We start from the raw sequence: 22,894 nt of genomic DNA, 5'->3' as shown, positions 1-22,894 counted from the left end.
CATAATATTATGTCAAGCGGAGTGAACCATGCAAAGGATTTGGGCTGAAAAGGCGCTGTTGCCCTCTGGCTGGGCGTCGAATGTGCAGGTTGATATTGATGCGCAGGGCCGCATCGGTGCGGTCCAGACCGACGCACCCGAGACCGGCAGCCGCGTTGCGATGTTGCTGCCCGCCCCCGTCAATGTGCACAGCCATGCCTTCCAACGCGCCATGGCGGGCCTGACCGAGCGGCGCGGCCCCGACCCAAGCGACAGCTTTTGGACATGGCGCCAGTTGATGTTCCGCTTTCTCGACCGCCTGACACCGGAGCATATCGAAGCAATCACGGCATTCGTGCAGATGGAGATGCTGGAGGCGGGATATGGCGCTTCGGTCGAATTTCACTATCTGCATCACCAGCCGGGCGGCGCTGTTTATGACAGTATCGCGGAAACATCCGAACGCGTGGTGGCCGCAGCGGATCGTACGGGCATGGGGTTGTGCCTGTTGCCCGCGCATTATCAATTCGGCGGCTGTGACCAGCGTGACCTGACCACGGGGCAGATACGGTTCGGCAACACGTTTGATCGGTTCCAGAGGCTGCATGCGGCGGCCTCGACCAGCATCAGGAATGCTTCGGCAGATTGCAGCATCGGCGTCGCGCCCCATTCCCTGCGTGCGGTCGGCATTGCCGATCTGCAAGCCTATGGCACGGCATTTCCGGACGGTCCGATCCACATGCATCTGGCTGAACAGCGCGCCGAAGTCACGGAGGTCGAAGCGCATTGGGGCGCGCGGCCCGTGGTCTGGGCGTTGGACAATATGGAGCTTGACGCGCGCTGGTGCCTTATCCACTGCACCCAGATGACCCCTGACGAGACGATCAGCCTTGCGCGTTCAGGTGTGGTTGCGGGTCTTTGCCCGATCACCGAAAGCAGCCTCGGCGACGGGATTTTCGATGCGGTGCGCTGGGTCGATCATGGTGGGGCCTTTGCGATCGGGTCTGACAGCAACATCCGCATTTCCCTGAGCGAAGAGATGCGGACGCTGGATTACTCGCAACGGCTGCGTGATGGCACGCGCGCAGCGCTGGCATCGCCCGGGAAATCAACGGGGCGGCGGATTTTTGATGGCATCCTGCAAGGTGGGGCGCAGGCGGCGCAGCGTGCGTCGGGGCGTATCGAGGCCGGATGCTGGGCGGATATGCTCTCGCTCGATACAACCTCGGAACACCTGTGGGGCAGGGACGGCGACACGGCGCTGGATGCATGGATTTTCGCAGGCGATGACCGTTTGGTGACGGACGTCTGGTCTGCCGGGCGGCATATGGTGAAAAACGCGCAGCACGTTGCGCGCGCGAAGATCGTCGCAGATTACAAACGAACAATCGAAGCGTTGCGGAATGCGTTGTAACCGCCCCTGATTGCGGGTTCGCGAATGCTGCGGGCCCCTGTGCGGGCCGGTTTCGGGCGGCATTTCGGATGCGTGTTTCTTGACAGCACAGAACGACAACCGCATCACAGGCGCAGGTGAAGCACAAGTGGGCGGGTGGTCATGGACAATACGGCAAAGCGCATTCAGCACTGGCAATCCGTCCTTGCGCAAAAGTGGCACATCAATGCAGAGCTGACGCCGCTGGACGGTGAATATGACCTGAATTTCCGCGCGACAGCCGAGGATGGCGCGGGCTATATCCTCAAGGTCATGCGGGTGGGCTGCGACCACTGGCTTGTCGATATGCAGGTGAAAGCCTTTGAACACATTACTGCAAGCCAGCCGCAACTGCCTTGTCCCACAGTTATCCCTGCGGCGGATGCGGCGTCTTTGCTGACGATCGGGGACGAGAATGGGCAGGAACGCCTTGTGTGGTTGCTGGGGCAATTGCCGGGGCAGTGCTATGCCCATATCGCCCCCAAAAGCGAGGCGTTAATCCATGAGGTGGGGCAGGTGCTCGCCGGGACGGCCATGGCCTTGGCGGATTTTCACCACGATGGGCTGGCGCGGGATTTCAAATGGGATTTGATGCGTGCGGGGTGGATCGGGGACAAGACAACCTGCATCACCGACCCCGCCCAGCGCGAGATGATTACCGATATCCACGCGCAGTTTGCCGCCCTGATGCCCGCGTTGAACGCGCTGCCGAAACAGGCCATCCACAATGATGCAAATGACTACAACATCCTTGTCACAGGTGCGCTGTCTGCGCCGCGCCGGGTCTCGGGCCTGATTGATCTGGGTGATATGTGCGCGGCCCCCCGGATCTGTGATCTTGCAATTGCGGCGGCCTATATCGTGCTTGATCATGCCCGCCCCGAAGCGGCGCTTGCCGCGCTCGTTGCTGGGTATCATGCGGTTTATCCGCTGACGACGGACGAGCTTGACATGCTCTGGCCGTTGCTGCGCATGCGCCTTGCGGTGAGTGTCGTGAATTCCACGCTCATGGCGGCGGATAATCCCGATGACCCGTATGTGACGATCTCGCAGGCGCCGGCCTGGCGGTTTCTGGAGGGCAACACCCTGCACGCCGGCCTGCTTGCCGCCCGCCTGCGAGCAGCCTGCGGTTTGCCCGTGGTCGAAGGGGCCGAGCGGGTTCAGGCATGGCTGGGGCAGGAACGGGGCAATTTCGCGCCTTTGATGGGGTGTGATATCTCAGACGCCCCGCTGGGTTCGCTTTCTGTTGAGCAGTCAACCTGGCCCCGGAACCCGTTTCACATGCCATTGGAAGAAGCCGCCAGAGTGGGCGCGGAATTCGAAGATCAGGGTCGCATCTGGCTGGGCTATTACCATGAGCCGCGCCTGATCTATGCCGAACCCGCCTTTCGCAAGGGGCCGTGGAAGGCCAGTGACCGGCGCACGGTCCATCTGGCCGTTGATGTGTTCACCGCAGCAGGCACGCCCATGTTCGCCCCCCTGCGCGGCGAGGTGTTTGTTGCCGAATATCGCGCCGGACATCTGGATTACGGCGGTGTCATTATCCTGCGCCATGAAACGCCGCAGGGCGATCCGTTTTACACGCTCTATGGTCATCTCGATCCGGAGTTTCTGGACCGGCTGCGCGTCGGTCAGGTGATCGAGCGGGGCGAAGAATTCTGCCGTCTGGGCGATGCAACGATGAACGGCGGCTGGGCTGCGCATGTGCATTTTCAGCTGGCGCTGACGACTGAGGGCATCGAGGCCGATTGGCCCGGTGTCGGTGACCCTGACGAGATGTATCTGTGGCGGGCCATCTGCCCCAATCCTGCGGCATTGCTGAACCTTGAGGACGACAAGGTGCGCTATGTTCCGACCTCAAAACACGACATTAGGGAAGCGCGGCAGCAGAAGTTTGGCGGCAACCTGAGCCTGTCCTATGCGGATCCGGTGATGCTGGTGCGCGGCTGGAAACACCATCTGTTCGATGAATGGGGCCGCCCCTATCTGGATGCCTATAACAACGTGCCCCATGTGGGTCATGCCCATCCGCGCATTCAGGCGGTGGCAGCCGATCAGTTGAAGCGCATCAATTCAAACACCCGCTATCTGCACCCGGCACAGACTGCGTTTGCGGACAAGATTCTGTCGAAACTGCCGGATCATCTGCAGGTCTGCTATTTCGTGAATTCGGGCACCGAAGCCAACGAATTGGCCCTGCGTCTGGCGCGCGCTCATACGGGTGCCAAGGGGATGGTCACGCCCGATCACGGCTATCACGGGAACACGACCGGGGCGGTCGATATCTCTGCTTACAAGTTCAACAAACCGGGCGGTGTCGGGCAATCCGACTGGGTGGAACTGGTGGAAATTGCGGATGATTATCGGGGGTCCTTTGGCCGCGATGATCCGATGCGCGCGCGGAAGTTCGCCGATCTGGTGGACCCGGCAATTGCCTCCCTGCAGCGCAAAGGACACGGGGTTGCGGGCTTTATCGCCGAAACCTTCCCGTCCGTCGGCGGGCAGATCATCCCACCCAAGGGCTACCTTGCTGCGGTCTATGCGAAAATTCGCGCCGCCGGGGGGGTGTGTATTGCGGATGAGGTACAAACGGGTCTGGGGCGGCTGGGCGCGTATTACTTTGGGTTTGAGTTTCAGGAGGTGCTGCCCGATATCGTCGTGATGGGCAAACCCATCGGCAACGGGCATCCGCTCGGCGTGCTGGTCACAACGCGCGAGATCGCGGCGAGTTTTGACAACGGGATTGAGTTCTTTTCAACCTTCGGGGGCTCAACACTGTCATGCCGGATTGGCCATGAGGTTCTGCAGATCGTGGACGATGAAAATCTGCAGGATAACGCGCGCCAGATCGGTGGGCAGTTGATGGCAGGTCTCAAGACGCTGCAAGCGAAATACGATTATGTGGGGGACGTACGCGGTATGGGGCTGTTTCTGGGGGTGGAACTGATCCGCTCGGACGGTTCGGAAGCGCCTGAGATATGCGCCTATGTCAAAAACCGCATGCGCGATCATCGCATCCTGATCGGCAGCGAAGGGCCCAAAGACAATGTGCTCAAAATTCGCCCCCCGCTGACCATCGAAGCTGAGGATGCCGCGATGATCATAGAGGTGCTGGATCACATCCTTGGCGAAGTTGCCTGAGCGTGCCTGATCACTTGAAATGTTTGTTCAGGTGGTCGGAATAATCCTGATAGGCCCCGATACAGTGGCTGACCCAATCCGGATTGTAATAGGTGTCGAGATAGCGATCCCCGCTGTCGCATAGCAATGTGACGATTGACCCATCGCGTCCGGCTTTGATCATGTCCTGTGCGCGCTTCAGTGCCCCCCAAAGGTTCGTTCCGGAGGAGGGCCCCGTCTTGCGCCCGATCAACTCTTCGAGCCACAGCATGGTTGCCACGCTCGCAGCATCCGGCACCGCGATCATGTGATCAATGACGCCGGGCTGAAAGGAGAGTTCGACCTTCGGCCGCCCGATCCCTTCGATACGGCTGGATTTATCCGACAGCAGACTGCGATCCCCTGTCATGTAGCTTTGATAAAACACGGAGTTTTCCGGATCCACGACCGTGAGTTCCGTATCATAGCCCTTATAGCGAATGTAACGGCCCAGGGTGGCAGACGTGCCGCCGGTGCCCGCACTCATTACCAGATGCGCGGGGATGGGATGGGGTTCCTGTTCCATCTGGGTGAACACGCTTTCGGCAATGTTGTTATTGCCCCGCCAGTCGGTGGCACGCTCGGCATAGGTGAACTGATCCATGAAATAGCCACCGATTGAGGCGGCGAGCGCAACCGAGGCGTCATGCATCTGCGGTGCGGCATCCACGAAGTGAACCTTGCCGCCATAAAACTCGATTTGCCGGATTTTGCTGCGGGCGGTGCTTTTGGGGAGAACGGCGATAAAGGGAACGCCGATCATCCGCGCGAAATAGGCCTCCGAAACGGCGGTGCTGCCAGAGGAGGCTTCGACGATGGGTGTGTCCGCTTTGATCTTGCCATTGCACAAAGCGTATAAAAAAAGCGACCGCGCGAGGCGATGTTTGAGGCTGCCTGTGGGATGCGTGCTCTCGTCCTTCAGATAGATGTCCACACCGGTGAGGCGCGGCAAGGGGAGCTTGAACAGATGGGTATCAGCCGAGCGATGCGCATCGGCGTTGATCTGTCGAATGGCGTGGGCGACCCAATTGTCCATTAAAACTCTCCTTTTGCGCGGCAGTCCTTGGCCCCTTTAAATGGATTTGAGCAAAAGCAAAAGCGCGCCCGTGGAAGAAATCAACCGCATCAGAAAATGACCAGTCGCGGCGCGATACAAGTGAGCTTCGGTTTTCAGCCGGGCGCGAAGTGGCTGCTGGTGCGCTGGCTGCCCGCTGCGGCAACAGGCCTCAATGCAGTCACGGAAACCGAAGGGTGCAGGGACCACACAGGGGCAGAGCAACCCACCCCCTTGCGCGTTATTCTGTTTTGTTTCCGAGGTTTATCATGACGGCGTCTTTTGCCTGTTGCAGGGTTTCGGGGTTTGTGGCGGCGCGGGCCATGATGCGCAGGCCGGAATAGACCGTGAGGATCAGTTGCGCCTGTTGAGCGCGCGCGTCCCGGGTCATGTCCGGGCGTGCCTCGCTCAGCGCATGGGCGATGGCGTGGCGCATCCGGTCATAGCCTGCGCGCACGAGGGCTGCCGTTTGTGCATCGAGTGCTGCGCGATCCGCCGAGGCGTTGCACAGGAAGCAGCCACGGCTGTCGGCGTGATCGCGCAGGGCGGTGAGCGGCGCGGAAAGAAACCCGTCGATCCGCGCCAGCGGGGCCGTGTCAGGCGCGCGCAGGATGCGCACCGCCCCCTCCACCATCCGGGCGTCGTAATGTGCAAGCGCCTTGAGGTACATCGACTGCTTGTTGCCAAAGGCCGCATAAAGGCTCGCCTTGCCCAGCCCCGTGGCCTTTGTGATGTCGCTCAGCCCTGTCGCCTCATAGCCGTGTTCCCAGAACAGATGCATGATTTTCGACAGGGTCTCATCGGGGTCAAATTCCCTCGGGCGCCCGGGTTGCTGCATGTGTCATTGTCCTCGCGAAGCTGTGAACAGATAGTTGTTGACCGATTGGTCCGTAATCTCTAGGTGTTGGTCATCGGCACTGACGCCGCACAGCTTTACCCAAATAAAGACCACTCGGTCAAGAAAGGAAACACATCATGACACATGTCACAGAAACCCCCGCCGCCGCCGTGAACCTCGCCGATCTGGGCGACACCGTGGCGAATGCGGGCACCCATGCGATCCGCTTTTCCAGCGCGATCGTGCTGGGCTGGATCGGCGCGATGAAATTCACCGCCTATGAGGCGGGCGCCATCGAGGGTCTGGTCGCCTCCAGCCCGCTGACCAGCTGGCTCTATTCGGTGTTTTCGCTGCAGGGGGCGTCGAACCTGATCGGATCCGCCGAGATCGCGATTGCCCTGCTGCTGGTGGTGGGTGCGAAATTTCCCAAGGTGGCGCTGCTGGGGGCCCTGGGCGCGCTGGCGACCTTCTTTGTGACGGCCAGCTTCCTGTTCACCGCGCCCGTGACCGAGCCGAGCCTCGGCGGCTTTCCCGCGCTATCGGTCGTGCCGGGCCAGTTCCTGCTCAAAGACATCGTCCTGCTGGCCGCCGCGCTGTTCTTGTCCGGTGACGCCCTGCGCCGCATCGCCCGCAGCTGACCCATCACCGCCCCCGCCAATGCGGCGGGGGCGCAGACCCGGAGACACCCCATGCCCCCTGAAATCACACTCTACACCAAGGGCTATTGCCCCCATTGCAAAGCCGCCCGCGCCCTGCTGAGCGCCAAAGGCGTGCGCTTCGTGAACCACGACATCGACATCACCCCGGAGCGGCGCGGCGAAATGATCGCCCGCGCCGGCGGGCGCACCACCGTGCCGCAAATCTTCATCGCAGACTTCCACGTCGGCGGAAACAGCGACCTCACCGCCCTCAACACATCAGGCACCCTCGACGCGCTGCTCAATATCAAACAACCAGCGTGAAACCAACACTGGTGACAAAAGGACCAAAACAATGAGCGAATATGACGTAGACGTTGCAATCCTCGGCGCTGGCACGGCCGGAATGGCTGCTTACCGCGAGGCCGCAAGGCAAACCGACAGGATCGCCCTGATTGACGGAGGTCCTTTGGGAACGACCTGCGCAAGGGTCGGGTGCATGCCCTCCAAACTGTTGATCGCGGCGGCAGATGCCGCGCATGAAGCGCGCCACACCGCGAAATTCGGCGTTCATGCAGGCGATGTAACAGTCGATGGCGTTGCCGTGATGCACCGGCTGCGCACAGAACGCGACCGTTTCGTGGGCTTCGTCAAGGAGGCCGTGGATGAATTCAAGGACGATCACCTGATCCGCCAGAATGCGCGGTTTGTTGATGATCACACCTTGGAACTGGCCGATGGCACCCGGCTGAGCGCCCGCACGGTGATCATTGCGACAGGCTCTCGCCCCGCAGTGCCGGCCCCCTTCGAGGTCGCAGTGGATCGGTTGATCATCAACGATGATGTGTTTGACTGGCAGGATTTGCCCCGCTCGGTTGCCGTCTTTGGCGCAGGTGTGATCGGGCTGGAACTGGGTCAGGCGCTGTCGCGTCTGGGCGTGCGGGTGCATCTCTTCGGGATGGGCAATGCCGTCGGCCCGCTGAGCGATCCGGATCTGGTGGCCTATGCCCGTGACACATTCGGGGCCGAGTTCGCCGCGCATTTTGATGCTGAGACGAAGATCACGCGCGACGGTGACGCGGTCGTGGTGCAGTGGCGCAACCGCAAGGATGCCAGCGACACAGGCGAAGAGCGGTTCGATTTCCTGCTGGCCGCAACGGGGCGTCGGCCCAACCTTGACCGGATCGGGTTGGAAAACACCTCGCTGGTGCTGGATGCGCGCGGCACGCCAGATATTGACCCGCAGTCCATGCAGGCACGAACCAAGAGCGACACGGGTGCACCGATCTTTGTGACCGGCGATGCCGCTGTTGATCTGCCCCTGTTGCACGAAGCTGCGGATGAAGGCCGGATCGCAGGCGAGAATGCCGCCCGGTATCCCGAAGTTTACCGCCGCGTGCGCCGCACGGGCCTCGGCGTGGTGTTTTCTGACCCGCAGATCGCGATTGCCGGTCGTGGCCACAAGGCATTGACAGAGGCGGGTGTCGATTTCGCCTATGGCGAGGTTTCCTTTGAGGATCAGGGCCGCGCGCGTGTCATCGGCAAGGACAAGGGTTTGCTGCGTGTCTACGGGGATCGCGAAACCGGGCTGTTGCTCGGGGCCGAGATCATAGGCCCGGCGGCGGAGCATCTGGCTCACCTGCTGGCCTGGACCATCGAGAGCAAACTGACCGTTACCGAAGTGTTGCAGCGCCCGTTCTATCATCCTGTGATCGAAGAGGGCCTGCGCACCGCGCTGCGCAACCTTGCAGCCACATTGGATTTTGGCCCCAATCCGCCGCTGCGCTGCATCGACTGCGGGCCGGGCGGCTGATAAGAACGACTGAACATGACCGTCCTGCTCACCCCCTTTCTGCTGATGCTTGCGTTTTGTGTCGGCTATGCGATCCGGCGCGGCAGTATCTGTGCGGTTGCCGCAACGCAGTCGCTGATTGTTGAACGCCGCAGCAGACGTTTTCGCGCTTTTGGGGTCGCGGCGGCAGGGGCGGGGGCAGTGATCTTGCCCTTGCACTGGCTGTTTCCGGCCAGTGCGACGCTGTCTGCCGGATACCCCGTGACGGTGCAGGTTCTCCTCGCGGGGGTTGCCTTCGGGCTTGGCGCGCGGATCAACCGGGCCTGCGCCCTTGGCACGCTGGCGCATCTGACGGGCGGTAACCTTGTCTATGGGCTCACGATTGTCGGGATGGTCGGCGGGGCCATCGCCATGGCCTCGCTCGGAACCGGCGCTGGCAATGACGCGCCGCTGCGCGTCTCCCCCCTCGAACAGCCGGGCATGGGCGCTTTGGCCGTCTGGGGCGCGCTGGTCGTGGTTCTGATTGTAGCGCTTTATCGGCGCGCGCCCCGCTGGCTGCGCAACATGCGCGATCCTGCATCCACGCGCATGGGGCCGTATCGGGCAATGCTGGTGGTTGGTGTCTGTGGTGGGCTGCTCTACACCTTGGCGGGCAGCTGGACCTACATGAGCCTTCTGTCGCATCGTGCCGAACGTCTTGTGCACCCCGACGCCCATGCGGATGGTTTGCCGGTGGTGATGTGTGCCGCGACGGTCGTGATCGGGGGCCTCATCGCGGCGTGGTGGTACGGTGATTTTGATCTGCGCCGCCCGAAAGCGTGGGGCGGCGCGCGCTGCCTGTCTGGTGGGGCCATCATGGGCGCATCGGCTGCCATCATCCCCGGCGGCAATGGTACGATGCTGATCCATGGCCTGCCGTCACTGGCGCCGCATGCCATCGCCGCCTACGCCGCCATGACCGTCACCTTGTGCCTGTCGTTTCTGATCCGGCGCAGGACGTGATCCACATGGGAATATGTCCGTTGCCCCGCAGTGGCGCTATTGAAGCGCCGGAAAGTAGTCAGCGGGCGACATGCGGACTTCGGTCAGATTATCGTCACTGTTTGTCAGAACCACAACCTTCGGTCCGAGGGTCTGCGCACTGCGCGCGGGCGCGGAAGCGGCCATTTTAATCGCCATTCTGGCCTGCACCATCGGGTCATCAAAAGACGCGGCCAGCACACTGGCGTTCATCAGGCCACGTTTGACCGTGTGGTTGACATAGGTCGCCACGAGAACGGGTTTGTCCCTGTGCGGGCGGGTTGCCAGCAAACCGAGCGCGGCCTCGATGGCCGGGGCGCTGCCGATCAGATAATTGGCACCAGGGTGGCGTTCCAGCGCCTGTTCGCTCAGCGCAAGCTGGTGGCGCAGGCCGGTATCTGCACCCAGCACGTCGAGGATCGTCACCGAACTCCGGGCAAGCCCTTCGCGCAGTCCGGCCTCCAGCGGACCCGTCCAGCCGGACCCGGCCGGGCCGGTGACAAGAACGGCCGTTTGCGCAGGCGAGCCTGCCGGATGCAGCGTGCTCAGGTGCTGGCCCAGAAGATATCCCATGTCGCGCCAGTCCACACCGACACGACCGGCCAGCGCATCGCTGTGCACCGCGTTGACCAGTCCAAAGACAGGGACATCCCGTGCCGCGCGTTCAATCGCCTCTGTCAGGCCGTTATGATCGGACGCCACCGCCCCGATCAAAATCGCATCGACCCCGCGCGTCACGCAGGTCTCAAGCTGGTCAATCTGCACAGCCGGGTCGCCATACCCGCCCGCCTCAAAGAACAGAATGTCTGTGTTGTTGCGCTGCGCCTCCTGCTCAAGGCCAAAGCCGACACTGAGCCAGTATTCATCCTTGAAATGGGGCACCAAGGCACAAAACACCTTGTGCGCCTGCGCCGCGGCCGACGGTGGCAGGGCCGTCACAGACAGAGTGAGCGCCAGACAGAATGTGGCGATTGTGCCGATACCGGTAGCCCCGTAGTGTCCGGTTATGCGACGAACGAGTTTTGACACGCGGCTTATTCAAATCCTGAGCGCTTTGGCGGCTTTGTCCATCATGGTGGGCCTCGTCGCGATTGGCGTCAACCGCTATCTGGTGCGCACGCAGGAGGCGTTGATCCAAGCCAATCTGCCCGCGATCGAACTGGCCAGCCGGATTGGCACATCCACCGAAGTCGTGGGATCGCTCGCGGCAGCCTTCGTTCAGGCGGACACAAGCGGTGACCTCTCGCAGATTGCGACCGCCCTGCAAAGCACGGTTCGCGACATCGAAGAAGGCGCGCAGAGGCTCGCCGAGATGACGGTGGCTGCGGATGAGGTCAGCGAGGGCTCGCAGGCGCGTGAGATCGTCGCCCGGATGACGACCAACGGGCATGCGGAACTGCGGCTGGCGGGACAAATCCGTCGCATGGCGCAGGAAGTTGCACAAGAGGGCGCGCGCCTTGATGCCCTGATCGCGGCGCAGACGGACCTGTCCCGCCTGCGGATAACGGCTGGTATTGCGGACCTCTATGACAATCCGGAGGCCAACCCGCGCCCGGCACTCGATGCATTGGCGGATCGCTATTTCTTTGCCTTTGAGCGGCTCACGGAACTGGCGCGGATGGTGGATGCCTTGCGGTTGCAGTTTCAGCAGGTGCCAGAAATAACGACACTGGCGCAGATGGCACAGATACAGACCGAGCTGGAGGCAGGGATCACCCTTGCGCAACGCCGTGTGGCCTATCTGCCGTCCCCACAGGCGGCGCAGGAAGCGGTGGCGTTGTTGCAGCGACAACAGCAGGCCGTAGCCAGTGGCGGCTTGACGGAAGCGTCGCGCGACAGGATCGCGCTGCGGGCGCTGATCGCGCAGGACAGCGTCTTGTTGCAAAACACCATCGCGGCACTGTCCGAGCGCGCGCGGCAGGCGCGCGATCTGGTTCAGGCCGAGGGACTTGCGCAGATTGCAGCGGCCAAGACGCGCTCCTCATGGATGCTTTTTGGCTTGCTGGTGGTTATCACGGGCGCGGTCATCGCGGGCGGGTTGCTGTGGGTCTATGCGCGCCGGCAACTCGTCACCCGACTCGGGAACATATCGCGCCGGATCGTGGCTGTGGCGGGGGGTGAATATGGACAGCCTGTTGCGATCAGTGGCCATGATGAAATCGGACGGATGGAAAAAGCGCTGAACATCCTGCGGCGGCGGGCGCAGGATGCGGCCCGGTTGCGGGGGCATCTGGAGGAGGCGGTGATCGCGCGCACGGGCGATGTCGTGGCAGAGATGCAGGCCTCGGATGCGGCGCGCGCCGAGGCCGAAGCGGCCAACCGCAGCAAGACCGAGTTTCTGGCCCGGATGAGCCACGAAATCCGCACGCCCCTGAACGGGATCATCGGTATGCTCGATCTGTTGCAGGCCGATATGACGGACCCCGAGGCCAAGGCGCGCACCGCCACCGCGCTGAATTCGGCGCGCGACTTGCTGGACATCACCAATGACATCCTGAATTTTGCTGGCGGCGAAGACAGTGCCAACCGTGGCAATCCGGTGCATTTCCCGCTGCGGGAACTGGTCGGGCAGTTGGGCCATCAGGTGCAGTCGCTGGCCGCGCAGAAAGGGCTGGAGGCGGTGGTGGACCTGTCCAACCCGGCACCGCTGGTCGTGTTGGGCGACGTTGTGAAGATCCGCCAGATCGTCGGGAACCTGATATCAAACGCGGTGAAATATACCCCTCACGGTGCGGCAACGCTGGTCGTGGATCACGCCATGGATGCGCAATCGGGGCAGCCCGTGCTCAGCTTTACGGTTGCCGATACCGGTGTCGGCATGACCCGTGAGGCGATTGCCCATGCCTTTGATGCCTATATGCGCACGGATGCGGCCAAACGCGCCGGGATCGAGGGCTTGGGCCTTGGGCTGGCGATTTCGCGCAAGTTGACCGAGGCGCTCGGGGGCGCGCTCAGCATCGAAAGCGAGGTCGGCGTGGGCAGTCGGTTCACCCTGACCGTCCCGGTGCTGCACGGCGATCCCGCACAGGTGGTGCAGGAAGAGGCGCCGCTCGGTGACGCCTGCATACGCCGTGATGTGCTCGTCATTGACGATCATGCGGTCAATCTGATGGTTGCGCGCGGGTATCTGGAACGGCTCGGCTGTCGCGTCACGGTGGCGCAGACCGGCGCCGCCGGCGTGCAAGCAGGTCGGGCGGGGCGCTTTGATCTGGTCCTGATCGACCTTGATCTGCCTGACATGGGCGGGGCGGATGTGGCGGCTGCGCTTGCACAGCAGGAAAATGCTCCGCTGCTGGTGGCGCTCACCGCCCACCTTATCGAGGACACGCCGGAAAACCGGCAAAGGCTGGGCGTTGCGCGGGTCCTGTCCAAACCGGTCTCACCGCGCGCCCTGGCCAAAGTGCTGGACGCTGGCACCACGGATGCGGTGCCCGCCGATTACGCGGGTGTTCTGGACAGCCTGTGCGGTGACGCCGCCGACTTGGGGCCGCAGATCACCGGGCAGATCGTGGCAGAGTTTCTGGATGATTTGCCCCGTGCCGTCGGTGCCATTCTTGATGGCCCACCGGGGAGCGCGCGTAAGAGCGCGCACAGGCTCAAAGGGGCTGCAGCCAATTTTCGGCTCGAAAGCCTGTGCGCGGTTCTGGCTCGCATCGAAGCGGCAGAAAACGGCGCGGACGCGGCCTTGCGCAGCCTTTTGAAAGACGCAGCACAGGAGGCAAAATCAGTGCTGCACAGGGCGGCACAGGCGGCGGAGCTTCAGATCGCGCCGGGATCGACAAAATGATAGCCGCGACCGTGTTCGGTCAGTATCCATTCGGGATTGGCGGGATCATGTTCCAGTTTCTTGCGCAAACGACCCACGACCACATCAATCATCCGGTCATTCGAGCGCAGCGCCCGACGGCCCATCATTTCGGCCAGCCGGGCCCGGCTGAGCGTCTGACCGGGGTGATCGGCAAGCGCGCTCATGACGTCGAATTCCTGTTTGGTCAGCGTTTCGGTGCGGGCCGCTGAAACCAGCCTGCGCCGGATGCGGTCAAAGGCCCATGGGCCGAATTCTTCAACGGGTGCTGCGCCTTGCGGGGCCTGTCCGATATCGGCAATCCGCGCGAGCAGATTCTTGACCCTGGCGGCCAGTTCACGTTTGTCAAAGGGCTTGGTGATGTAGTCATCGGCGCCCATTTCCAGACCGACGATCTTGTCCACCTGATCGTCGCGTGCCGTCAGCAGGATGATCCCGACCCTTGAGACGCTGCGCTGTTCGCGGGTGATGGTCAGCCCGTCCTTGCCCTCCAGATTGATGTCGATGAGCAGGAGTTCCGGGGGATCTTCGGCGATGATCTGTTCCATCGTGTCGGCGTTTTCGGCCTCGCTGACACGGTATCCCTGTTCTCTCAGATACGCGGCTAATCTTGTTCTTGTGGTTCTGTCGTCTTCGATGATGAGGATGTGTTGGGGCATGGTTTTTATTACATTTGCTTACATTTTCGCACAACCCTGTTTGCGTCGGATCAAGGTTTGAGGTTTCGCGTTATCGTAGTGTGGGGGCAGATCTTAATCTCACAGGAGGCAGGCATGTCCTTTTCCCAACCGACCCGACGCAGCTTTTTGCAAGGTGGTGCCGCTGTTTTTGGCGCAACCAGCCTGATGGGCACAACGGCGCTTGCAGCACTTGATCCGAACTCTTTTGACGGGCGTGTGTTTCACGCAACGCACTACGGCCCGTTTGAAGGTGTCGTGCGCGACGGCAAGCTTGTCGGCCTCAACACCATTATGGACATTGACGCCCGCCCAACCGAGATGCTGACCACGGGGGTGATGGACCGGACCTATGACAAGTCTCGCATCAACTATCCGATGGTGCGCAAATCCTATCTGGACGGCTGGGAAACCGGTGACATCAAGCCCGAGTTGCGCGGCAAGGAACCCTATGTCCGTGTCGATTGGGACACGGCCTGGAGCCTGACGGCCAAGGCGTTGCTGGACACGGCCACAAACCACGGCAATGAGGCGATCTTCAGTTCCTCCTACGGTGGGTGGTCCAACGCGGGCACCTTCCGCCCCAACGTGCTGCAGGGTCGGTTGATGAACCTGATCGGGGGCTGCACCGTGACCGCTGGCGACTGGTCGGCGGGAGCCTCGCAGGTCGCGCTGCCCCATATCATCGGCGATATGGAAGTCTATTCGACCCAATCCGCCTGGGAGACCATCCGCGATCACTGCGAGGTCTTTGTGCTGGTGGGGTGTGACCCGATCAAGAACAACCGTGTGGAGTACCGCGTGGCGGACCATGGCATGTATGCGCATTGGGAAACCATCCGCGATTCAGGCGTGAAGTTCATCTCGATCAACCCGCAGAAAACCGCCTCTGACGCCTATCTGGATGCCGACTGGGTCCAGATCGTGCCCAACACCGATGTGGCGCTGTTTTGTGCCATGGCCAACCACGTGCTGGCCGAGGGTCTTGAGGACCGCGCCTATATGGCGAAATACACGGTCGGTGCTGACAAGTGGATCGCCTATGTCAACGGCGAGGAGGATGGCGTTGCGAAAACCCCGGAATGGGCGGCGGAGATCACCGGGATTGAAGCTGCGAAAATCCGCGAGATGGCAGAGCTTTTTGCCAAATCCAACACCAATATCGCGGGGGCCTGGGCGCTGCAACGCGCACAACACGGTGAGATGACCCATTGGGCGATCATCAACTTTGCCGCACTGACCGGCAAGATCGGGAAACCGGGCTGCGGTGTCGGCTTCAGCTGGCACTATGGCAACGGCGGCATGCCGGCTTCGGGAAAATCGAACCCGGCGGGCCTGAGCCAGGGGCGGAATTTTGTCAAGACCGTCTGCCCGGCGAGCCGCATCACCGACATGCTGGAAAACCCCGGCAAGGAAGTGTTCTACAACGGTAACACCCATACCTATCCGGATGTGAAGGTCGTCTTTAACGCGGGCAACAACTTCATGAGCCACCAGCAGGATACCAACCGGCTGATCCGGGCGCTGGAGAAGGTGGAAACCGTGGTCAGCGTGGATGTCTGGTGGACCGCGGCGACACGCTGGGCTGATATCGTCATGCCTGCCGCCTCGACGCTGGAACAAGATGATATCTCCTCTGGCGGGACCTATTCCAACGACAAGGTCTATGCGATGAAAAAGATGATCGAACCCGTGGGCGAGAGCCTGCCGGATTACGAGATCTTCGAAGGGCTGGCCGATACGCTGGGTCTGTGGGCGCAGTTCACCGATGGCGAGGACAAGATGTATCACATCCGTCGGGCCTATGAGAAATCCAGCGCCGCCGCGCATACCCCGTTCGAAGAATTCTGGGAAAAGGGCTTTGCCCGTCAGGAGGTGCCGGAAGAGGCGCGCAAATGGACCCGCCACGGGGCGTTCTTTAACGATCCCGAAGGCAACCCGCTGCACACAACCTCAGGCAAGATCGAGATGTTCTGCGAGGATTTTGCCAAGCTCGACATCGACGACATGCCCGGCATGCCGATCTGGATGGAAAAGCACGAATACCTCGGCAACGCCAAGGAGGGCCAGTTGCACGTGGTCTCGCCACACCCGTGGTTCCGTTTGCACAGCCAGATGGACCAGTCGGAAAACCTGCGCGCGCTTTACAAGGTGCAGGGGCGCGAACCGGTGCGGATCAACACGCAGGATGCCGCCGCGCGCGGGATCGAGGACGGTGATCTGGTTGAGCTTTACAACGACCGGGGCACGGTGATTGCAGGCGCTGTTGTCAGCGACGAGATCATGCCCGGTGTCGTGTCGATCTACGAGGGTGCATGGCCGCAGCTTGACAGCAAGGGGCGGTGCAACTCGGGTCTGGTGAACTTCCTGACCTCGACACAGCGTTCGTCCGGTGTGGCGCAGGCAACGACTGCGAATACCACCCTGTGTTCGATGCGCAAATGCGAGGACCCGGAGGGGCCGAACCTCGCCTATGAGAAACCCGCGATCCTTGAGGAGTATGACTATGCCGCGATTGACTATGACAAGATCGGTGTCGATCGCCTCTATGAGCTGACCGAAAAGCTTTATGCGGATATGAGCCCGGGCGAGAAGATCTACTTCGAGCGCTGCACGGTCTGCCACGCCCCGCGCGAGGTGACCCACTTTACCCAGCAGCAGTGGAAGGGCATCACCCCATCCATGTTCCCGCGCGCAGGTCTGGACGAAGCCGAGGCGGCTCTGGTGACAGAATATCTCATGCAGAACGCCTCGGATGCACCAAAGTAAACGCATGTGCAACACAAGACGGGAGGCTGGTTTTTCCAGCCCCCGTCAAAAGCGCGTCGATCCTGACGCGCGCTGCCACAGGCGCAAGCAACACAGGGCCAGCAGTTGAATAAAACATGCGTTAGGCCCGATAGATAAACCTGAAAGGACGAAAAAGATGAGCAACGATCTACCCGGCGCGGCAGGAAATCTCGCCGCCGCCCATCCGGAGGTCTGGGATGCCTATGCCAGTCTGGGGGCCGCCACTGCCAATGCGGGCGAGCTGAGCGCGCGCGAACGGCGCTTGGTCAAACTGGCCCTTGCAATTGGTGCCGGGTCCGAAGGTGCGGTGCATTCGCATGCGCGTCGCGGTCTCGCAGAGGACATCGCCCGGCAGGACCTGCATCAGGTTGCTCTTTTGGCCATCGGGCCGTTGGGCTTGCCGCGCGCGGTTGCGGCGGGCACATGGATTTCGGACGTCACCGAAGCCTGAAGCATATCTTGAACCGGGCGCTGCGATGCGCAGCCCGGTTCAAGGTCAGATTGTCCATGGCCGATGCGACAGAGTGGCTAGCGTTGGGGCCGAATCCTTTAGCGTTCCGCGCGTTTGCGGCGGGGTGCTGCGGTGTCTGACTGTCCCTCGCGGTGAAAGATGTAGATGCCCGAGCCAAGGATGATTGCCACGCCGATCCACGTCAGCGTGTCCGGGAAATCGCCAAACACCAGAAACCCGAGGGCCGTGGCGGTTACGATTTCCAGATACTGAAACGGTGCCAGCGCGGTTGCGTCTGCGGATCGGTAGGCTTCGGCGATCAGCACAAAGGATGTGGCCGCAACCGCGCCAGCGCAAAGGATCAGCAGCCATGTCGACGTATCACTGGCGGCAGGTATGAACGCCGTCATGCCCGTCGTGCCCAGACCCGCAGACAGCAGGATGAGGCCAAGCCCGGCATAGATCGTCGTGCCACATTGAACGGTCAGGCCGGAGCGGGTCACGGTTGCTTTCTTGAGCACGATCATGTTGAGTGCATAGGCAAAGGCGGAGATCAGCGGCAGCAAGGTCGCCCAGCCATAAACGTCAAAACCGGGGCGGATCACGATCATCGCGCCGATCAACCCGACACCGACAGCGGCAAGGCGGCGCGGTCCGGCGGTTTCCCCCAGAAGGAACGCGGCAAGAATGGTCAGTATCAGCGGCTCGACAAAGAAGATCGCAAGTGCCGTCGTGATCGGCATCACCGCGAAAGCGCTGATCAGGCTGGTCAGCGACACGATCAGCAGCCCGCCCGACAGCGCCACAACGGGCGAGAACATCGCCCCGCGCAGACGGTGCCGCAGCACATAGGCCACCGGCACCAGAAACAGCGCCTGCGCCAGAATACGGCAGAGCGTGACACCGACCGGGTTTAGTGTCTCACTGATCAGTTTCGCAAATGTATCCCCCAAAGGAAGCAGCAGCATTGCCACGATCATGCAGATCATCCCGGTATTGGGTTTGGCAGGTGCAGCAATGTGGAGACCGGGCAGGGACGGGTTCTGGAACATCTTGGGACCTCAACAATCACTTCGGGACCGCTCCACTGCGGGAGCCGTCCAAATCCGGGCGTTCAGGATATTTGCGGTAAGGACAGAAAGCACACGACGCCATCGTGCGCACTGCCATTGATGCGCAGTTAGGCCGCCGCCCGGTTTGGGTCAACATGGGCAATGTGAAAGCCGCTATGCAAAAAGCGAATGGCTCACATCCGGACACGTCAGGGCGGTTTATCCGGGGCAAGCAGGTATCACCGCCATGTTTTTCGCGGCTCAGCGGTGGCGGATAGATGGCAGCCTCCCGTGATTATCCGCGAGTAACTCATAATGAAGCTGAAGAATATGAATTATGCTAATAATTAAAATGCTGATAGGCAGCGGCGACCAAACTCGGGGGGTGCCATGTCTTTACACGATCATCACTGCGTCAATGCACTGAGCGCGACCGCGCGCGAGCGCATCCTGATCATGGATGGTGCCATGGGCACGATGATCCAGGGGCTCGGTCTTGGGGAGGATGATTACACCGGTCATGGAACCGGCATGCCCTGCGCGCATGCGACGGACCTGCCTCAGAAAGGCAACAACGACCTGTTGTCCCTGACACAGCCGCAGGCGATCGAACAGATCCACTATGATTTCGCCATCGCAGGCGCGGATATCGTTGAAACCAATACGTTTTCCTCAACCGCGATTGCACAGGCCGATTACGGTCTTGAGGCTGCCGTCCATGATCTGAATGTGGAGGCGGCGCGCGTTGCGCGGCGCGCGCTGGACCGGGCCACGGCGCTGGATGGCAAGCCGCGCTACGTGGCCGGGGCCGTTGGCCCGACCAACCGTACCGCGTCTTTGTCCCCCGACGTGAGCAATCCCGGCTACCGCGCGGTGACTTTCGATGATTTGCGCCTCGCCTACCGCGACCAGATCCGCGCGCTGATCATGGGGGGCGCGGATCTGATCCTGATTGAAACCATTTTTGACACACTCAACGCAAAGGCGGCCATTTTTGCCGCGATCGAGGCGTTTCAGGCGCAGGGCATCCGCCTGCCGATCATGATCTCCGGCACGATCACCGATGCATCCGGGCGCACGCTTTCGGGGCAAACGCCGACGGCGTTCTGGCATTCGGTGGCCCATGCCCGGCCGTTTTCCGTAGGGCTGAACTGCGCGCTAGGGGCGGGCGCGATGCGGCCGCATATGGCGGAGCTTGCGGGCGTGGTTGACACGCTGACCTGCGCCTATCCCAATGCAGGGCTGCCCAATGCCTTCGGGCAATATGACGAGGGCCCCGAAGAGACCGCGGCACAACTGGCCGGGTTCGCCCAAGAAGGTCTGCTGAACGTGGTCGGCGGTTGCTGCGGCACCACGCCCGAACACATCCGCGCCATTGCGGAGGCGGTCGCCCCCTTTGCGCCGCGCCAGTTGGAAAAGGAGCAGGCGGCATGACCCGGTATTTGCGCCTGTCCGGGCTTGAGCCCTTTGTCCTCACGCCTGATATTCCCTTTGTGAACGTCGGTGAGCGGACCAACGTTACCGGCTCTGCGAAGTTTCGCAAGCTGATCACCAATCGCGACTATGCCGCAGCTCTTGATGTGGCGCGCGATCAGGTGGAAAACGGGGCGCAGATCATCGACGTCAACATGGATGAGGGGCTGATCGACTCCAAACAGGCGATGATCGAGTTCCTCAACCTCATCGCATCCGAGCCCGACATCGCGCGCGTACCCATCATGATCGACAGTTCCAAATGGGAGGTGATCGAGGCGGGCCTGCAGTGCGTGCAGGGTAAATCCGTGGTCAATTCCATCTCGATGAAAGAGGGCGAGGAGGAATTCCGCCATCACGCCCGGCTCTGTCTGGCCTATGGCGCCGCTGTTGTGGTTATGGCCTTTGACGAAGAGGGCCAGGCCGATACCGCCGCCCGCAAGATCGAGATTTGCGCACGCGCCTACCGTATCCTCGTGGAGGAGGTCGGTTTTCCGCCCGAGGATATCATCTTTGATCCCAACATCTTTGCGGTCGCCACGGGCATCGAAGAGCATAACAACTACGGCGTCGATTTCATCGAGGCGACCCGCTGGATCCGCCAGAACCTGCCTCATGCGCATGTGTCGGGCGGGGTGTCGAACCTGTCGTTTTCGTTTCGCGGCAATGAAACGGTGCGCGAGGCGATGCATGCGGTTTTCCTCTATCACGCCATTCAGGCGGGCATGGATATGGGCATCGTCAATGCGGGCCAGCTGGCTGTCTATGACCAGATTGACCCCGACCTGCGTACGGCCTGCGAAGACGTGGTGCTCAACCGGCGCGAGGATGCCACGGAGCGGATGCTTGACATGGCCGAACGCTTCCGGGACGGTGCGCGCGAGGAAAAGGTGCGCGATCTGGCATGGCGGGAATGGTCCATTGAAAAGCGGCTGGAACATGCGCTGGTCAACGGGATCACGGAGTTTATCGACGCCGATACCGAAGAGGCGCGATTGCAGGCCGAGCGTCCGCTGCATGTGATCGAAGGGCCGCTGATGGCGGGGATGAACGTGGTTGGCGATCTGTTTGGGTCGGGCAAGATGTTCCTGCCGCAAGTGGTGAAATCCGCCCGTGTCATGAAACAGGCGGTCGCCGTTCTGTTGCCCTACATGGAAGAAGAAAAACGCCTGAGCGGTGGGGACGGGCGCGAGGCGGCGGGCAAGGTCCTGATGGCCACGGTCAAAGGGGATGTGCACGATATCGGCAAGAATATCGTGGGCGTCGTGCTGGCCTGCAACAACTACGAGATCATTGATCTGGGCGTGATGGTCCCGCCGCAGAAAATCCTCGAAGTCGCCAAGGCGGAAAACGTGGATATCATCGGCCTGTCCGGTCTGATCACGCCGAGCCTTGACGAGATGGTACATTTGGCCGGCGAACTGGAGCGGGAGGGCTATGACATCCCGCTGCTGATCGGCGGGGCGACCACATCCAAGGTACACACGGCCGTCAAGATTGCCCCGCGCTACACCAAAAATCAGGCGATTCATGTGCTGGATGCCAGCCGTGCGGTGGGTGTGGTCAGCAAGTTGCTCAACCCCGAGAGCCGCGATGGCTACATGGAGGGCATTCGCGAGGAATATGTGAGCGTGATCGAGCGTCATGAACGCTCCGAACGGGCAAAGGAGCGTGTGCCGCTGGCCGCCGCGCGGGCCAACGCCATGAAGATTGATTTCAGCGATTACACCGTGCCCGCGCCGACCTTCACCGGCACCCGCGTGATTGAGGATTGGGACCTCGCAGAGATTGCGAAATACATCGACTGGACGCCGTTTTTCCGCACATGGGAATTGAAGGGCGTTTACCCAAAAATCCTTGAGGATGAACGGCAGGGCGAGGCTGCGCGCGCGCTATTCGCCGATGCGCAGGCCATGCTGAAACAGATCATTGACGAGAAATGGTTCGGCCCCCGCGCCGTCGCCGGGTTCTGGCCGGCCAATGCGCATGGTGACGACATTCACCTCTTTACCAGCGAGGACCGGGACACGCAGTTGGCCACGCTGCATACCCTGCGCCAGCAACACGCCAAACGCCCCGGGCGGCCAAATCTGGCCCTGTCCGACTTTGTCGCGCCTGTCGGGACGCCGGATTACGTCGGTGGTTTTGTCGTCACCGCAGGCCCGCAGGAGGTCGAGATCGCCAAGCGGTTCGAGGAGGCAAACGACAGCTATTCATCGATCCTCGTCAAAGCGCTGGCGGACCGGTTTGCCGAGGCCATGGCCGAGATGCTGCACCAGCGGGTGCGCCGCGAACTCTGGGCTTACGCGCCCGACGAAGGGTTTGCCCCGGATGAACTGGTGGGTGAGCCCTATCGCGGCATCCGCCCTGCGCCCGGCTACCCGGCCCAACCGGATCACACGGAAAAACTGACCCTGTTTTCCCTGCTGGACGCCGAAGCCAACACCGGGGTCGAACTGACACAAAGCATGGCCATGTGGCCCGGTTCGTCTGTATCAGGGCTCTATATCGGCCATACGGAGGCCTACTACTTTGGCGTGGCCAAGGTGGAACGCGATCAGGTGGCCGATTATGCCGCGCGCAAAGGCATGGAGATGGAGGAGGCGGAAAGGTGGCTTGCCCCCATCCTGAACTATACGCCGACCCCGGTCGCTGCTGTTGCCGCTGAATGAACGGGGTGTCGTTCCTTGCCGTTCGATTTCAACGGGCAAAGCGTAAGCTGAGGGTGTTTGTG

16 protein-coding genes are annotated in these 22,894 nt (G+C 61.6%); 11 read left to right on the top strand and 5 right to left on the bottom strand.

Features of this window, described 5'->3' with window-relative positions; translation table 11 throughout:
* Positions 1–28: 28 nt before the first annotated feature.
* Together RD1_RS16895 and RD1_RS16890 are read left to right on the top strand one after the other, a co-directional pair.
* Complete coding sequence (locus RD1_RS16895; RefSeq protein WP_011569760.1) at positions 29–1,393, top strand: formimidoylglutamate deiminase; 1,365 nt, start codon at positions 29–31, stop codon at positions 1,391–1,393.
* 141 nt (positions 1,394–1,534) lie between these two features.
* Positions 1,535–4,552: an aminotransferase class III-fold pyridoxal phosphate-dependent enzyme gene (locus tag RD1_RS16890; RefSeq protein ID WP_011569759.1), complete on the top strand. Its 3,018-nt coding sequence runs from the start codon at positions 1,535–1,537 to the stop codon at positions 4,550–4,552.
* Positions 4,553–4,562: 10 nt separating this feature from the next.
* Here the strand turns inward: RD1_RS16890 and RD1_RS16885 are convergent, their stop codons facing one another.
* Positions 4,563–5,606, bottom strand: a complete 1,044-nt coding sequence (locus tag RD1_RS16885) for a PLP-dependent cysteine synthase family protein (RefSeq protein ID WP_011569758.1) — start codon at positions 5,604–5,606, stop codon at positions 4,563–4,565.
* A gap of 259 nt (positions 5,607–5,865) precedes the next feature.
* Entirely contained in the window at positions 5,866–6,462 is a 597-nt protein-coding gene (locus RD1_RS16880; protein ID WP_011568549.1) for a TetR/AcrR family transcriptional regulator, read from the bottom strand.
* A gap of 137 nt (positions 6,463–6,599) precedes the next feature.
* Here RD1_RS16880 and RD1_RS16875 point away from each other — a divergent pair, with 137 nt between their 5' ends.
* Genes RD1_RS16875 through RD1_RS16860 form a run of 4 tightly spaced genes read left to right on the top strand, consistent with a single transcriptional unit; the run spans position 6,600 to position 9,894 of the window.
* Positions 6,600–7,100: a YkgB family protein gene (locus RD1_RS16875; protein WP_011568548.1), complete on the top strand. Its 501-nt coding sequence runs from the start codon at positions 6,600–6,602 to the stop codon at positions 7,098–7,100.
* 51 nt (positions 7,101–7,151) lie between these two features.
* Positions 7,152–7,424 carry a glutaredoxin 3 gene (grxC, locus tag RD1_RS16870; protein WP_011569757.1) on the top strand — a complete coding sequence of 91 codons (273 nt, stop codon included), beginning with the start codon at positions 7,152–7,154 and terminating at the stop codon, positions 7,422–7,424.
* A 31-nt stretch (positions 7,425–7,455) separates the two neighbouring features.
* Positions 7,456–8,913, top strand: a complete 1,458-nt coding sequence (locus RD1_RS16865) for a dihydrolipoyl dehydrogenase (RefSeq protein ID WP_011569756.1) — start codon at positions 7,456–7,458, stop codon at positions 8,911–8,913.
* A 15-nt stretch (positions 8,914–8,928) separates the two neighbouring features.
* Positions 8,929–9,894, top strand: a complete 966-nt coding sequence (locus tag RD1_RS16860; protein WP_011569755.1) for a YeeE/YedE thiosulfate transporter family protein — start codon at positions 8,929–8,931, stop codon at positions 9,892–9,894.
* A gap of 36 nt (positions 9,895–9,930) precedes the next feature.
* On the opposite strand, the gene torT is transcribed toward RD1_RS16860, so the two are convergent.
* Complete coding sequence (gene torT / locus RD1_RS16855; RefSeq protein WP_011569754.1) at positions 9,931–10,941, bottom strand: TMAO reductase system periplasmic protein TorT; 1,011 nt, start codon at positions 10,939–10,941, stop codon at positions 9,931–9,933.
* Between torT and RD1_RS16850 the strand changes: the two genes are divergently transcribed.
* A complete protein-coding gene (locus RD1_RS16850; protein WP_044033232.1) occupies positions 10,919–13,699 on the top strand; it encodes an ATP-binding protein in 2,781 nt (926 codons plus the stop codon). The two genes, torT and RD1_RS16850, sit on opposite strands and share 23 nt — an antisense overlap.
* Here RD1_RS16850 and RD1_RS16845 read toward each other — a convergent pair.
* Positions 13,672–14,376: a response regulator gene (locus RD1_RS16845; protein ID WP_011569752.1), complete on the bottom strand. Its 705-nt coding sequence runs from the start codon at positions 14,374–14,376 to the stop codon at positions 13,672–13,674. The genes RD1_RS16850 and RD1_RS16845 overlap by 28 nt on opposite strands.
* 114 nt (positions 14,377–14,490) lie before the next feature.
* Between RD1_RS16845 and RD1_RS16840 the strand changes: the two genes are divergently transcribed.
* Both RD1_RS16840 and RD1_RS16835 read left to right on the top strand, forming a co-directional pair.
* On the top strand, positions 14,491–17,163 hold the full coding sequence (locus RD1_RS16840) for a molybdopterin-dependent oxidoreductase (protein WP_011569751.1): 2,673 nt from the start codon (positions 14,491–14,493) through the stop codon (positions 17,161–17,163).
* A 157-nt stretch (positions 17,164–17,320) separates the two neighbouring features.
* A complete protein-coding gene (locus RD1_RS16835) occupies positions 17,321–17,635 on the top strand; it encodes a carboxymuconolactone decarboxylase family protein (protein ID WP_011569750.1) in 315 nt (104 codons plus the stop codon).
* Between the two features lie 98 nt (positions 17,636–17,733).
* On the opposite strand, the gene RD1_RS16830 is transcribed toward RD1_RS16835, so the two are convergent.
* A complete protein-coding gene (locus tag RD1_RS16830; protein WP_050759101.1) occupies positions 17,734–18,687 on the bottom strand; it encodes a DMT family transporter in 954 nt (317 codons plus the stop codon).
* 390 nt (positions 18,688–19,077) lie between these two features.
* Between RD1_RS16830 and RD1_RS16825 the strand changes: the two genes are divergently transcribed.
* Both RD1_RS16825 and metH read left to right on the top strand, forming a co-directional pair.
* Entirely contained in the window at positions 19,078–20,121 is a 1,044-nt protein-coding gene (locus RD1_RS16825) for a homocysteine S-methyltransferase family protein (protein WP_011569747.1), read from the top strand.
* Positions 20,118–22,832, top strand: a complete 2,715-nt coding sequence (gene metH / locus RD1_RS16820) for a methionine synthase (RefSeq protein ID WP_011569746.1) — start codon at positions 20,118–20,120, stop codon at positions 22,830–22,832. The genes RD1_RS16825 and metH overlap by 4 nt, the downstream gene beginning before the upstream one ends.
* Positions 22,833–22,894 lie beyond the last annotated feature (62 nt).

The organism is Roseobacter denitrificans OCh 114, from assembly GCF_000014045.1.
Lineage (GTDB): Bacteria > Pseudomonadota > Alphaproteobacteria > Rhodobacterales > Rhodobacteraceae > Roseobacter > Roseobacter denitrificans.
The sequence above is the reverse complement of the archived record's forward strand: the minus strand, read 5'-3'. Positions and strand labels throughout refer to the sequence as shown.

Coding starts and splice junctions, on each gene's coding strand:
- RD1_RS16895 (WP_011569760.1), top strand. CDS start 29: ATGCAAAGGATTTGGGCTGAAAAGGCGCTGTTGCCCTCTGGCTGGGCG.
- RD1_RS16890 (WP_011569759.1), top strand. CDS start 1,535: ATGGACAATACGGCAAAGCGCATTCAGCACTGGCAATCCGTCCTTGCG.
- RD1_RS16885 (WP_011569758.1), bottom strand. CDS start 5,606: ATGGACAATTGGGTCGCCCACGCCATTCGACAGATCAACGCCGATGCG.
- RD1_RS16880 (WP_011568549.1), bottom strand. CDS start 6,462: ATGCAGCAACCCGGGCGCCCGAGGGAATTTGACCCCGATGAGACCCTG.
- RD1_RS16875 (WP_011568548.1), top strand. CDS start 6,600: ATGACACATGTCACAGAAACCCCCGCCGCCGCCGTGAACCTCGCCGAT.
- grxC (WP_011569757.1), top strand. CDS start 7,152: ATGCCCCCTGAAATCACACTCTACACCAAGGGCTATTGCCCCCATTGC.
- RD1_RS16865 (WP_011569756.1), top strand. CDS start 7,456: ATGAGCGAATATGACGTAGACGTTGCAATCCTCGGCGCTGGCACGGCC.
- RD1_RS16860 (WP_011569755.1), top strand. CDS start 8,929: ATGACCGTCCTGCTCACCCCCTTTCTGCTGATGCTTGCGTTTTGTGTC.
- RD1_RS16850 (WP_044033232.1), top strand. CDS start 10,919: ATGCGACGAACGAGTTTTGACACGCGGCTTATTCAAATCCTGAGCGCT.
- RD1_RS16845 (WP_011569752.1), bottom strand. CDS start 14,376: ATGCCCCAACACATCCTCATCATCGAAGACGACAGAACCACAAGAACA.
- RD1_RS16840 (WP_011569751.1), top strand. CDS start 14,491: ATGTCCTTTTCCCAACCGACCCGACGCAGCTTTTTGCAAGGTGGTGCC.
- RD1_RS16835 (WP_011569750.1), top strand. CDS start 17,321: ATGAGCAACGATCTACCCGGCGCGGCAGGAAATCTCGCCGCCGCCCAT.
- RD1_RS16830 (WP_050759101.1), bottom strand. CDS start 18,687: ATGTTCCAGAACCCGTCCCTGCCCGGTCTCCACATTGCTGCACCTGCC.
- RD1_RS16825 (WP_011569747.1), top strand. CDS start 19,078: ATGTCTTTACACGATCATCACTGCGTCAATGCACTGAGCGCGACCGCG.
- metH (WP_011569746.1), top strand. CDS start 20,118: ATGACCCGGTATTTGCGCCTGTCCGGGCTTGAGCCCTTTGTCCTCACG.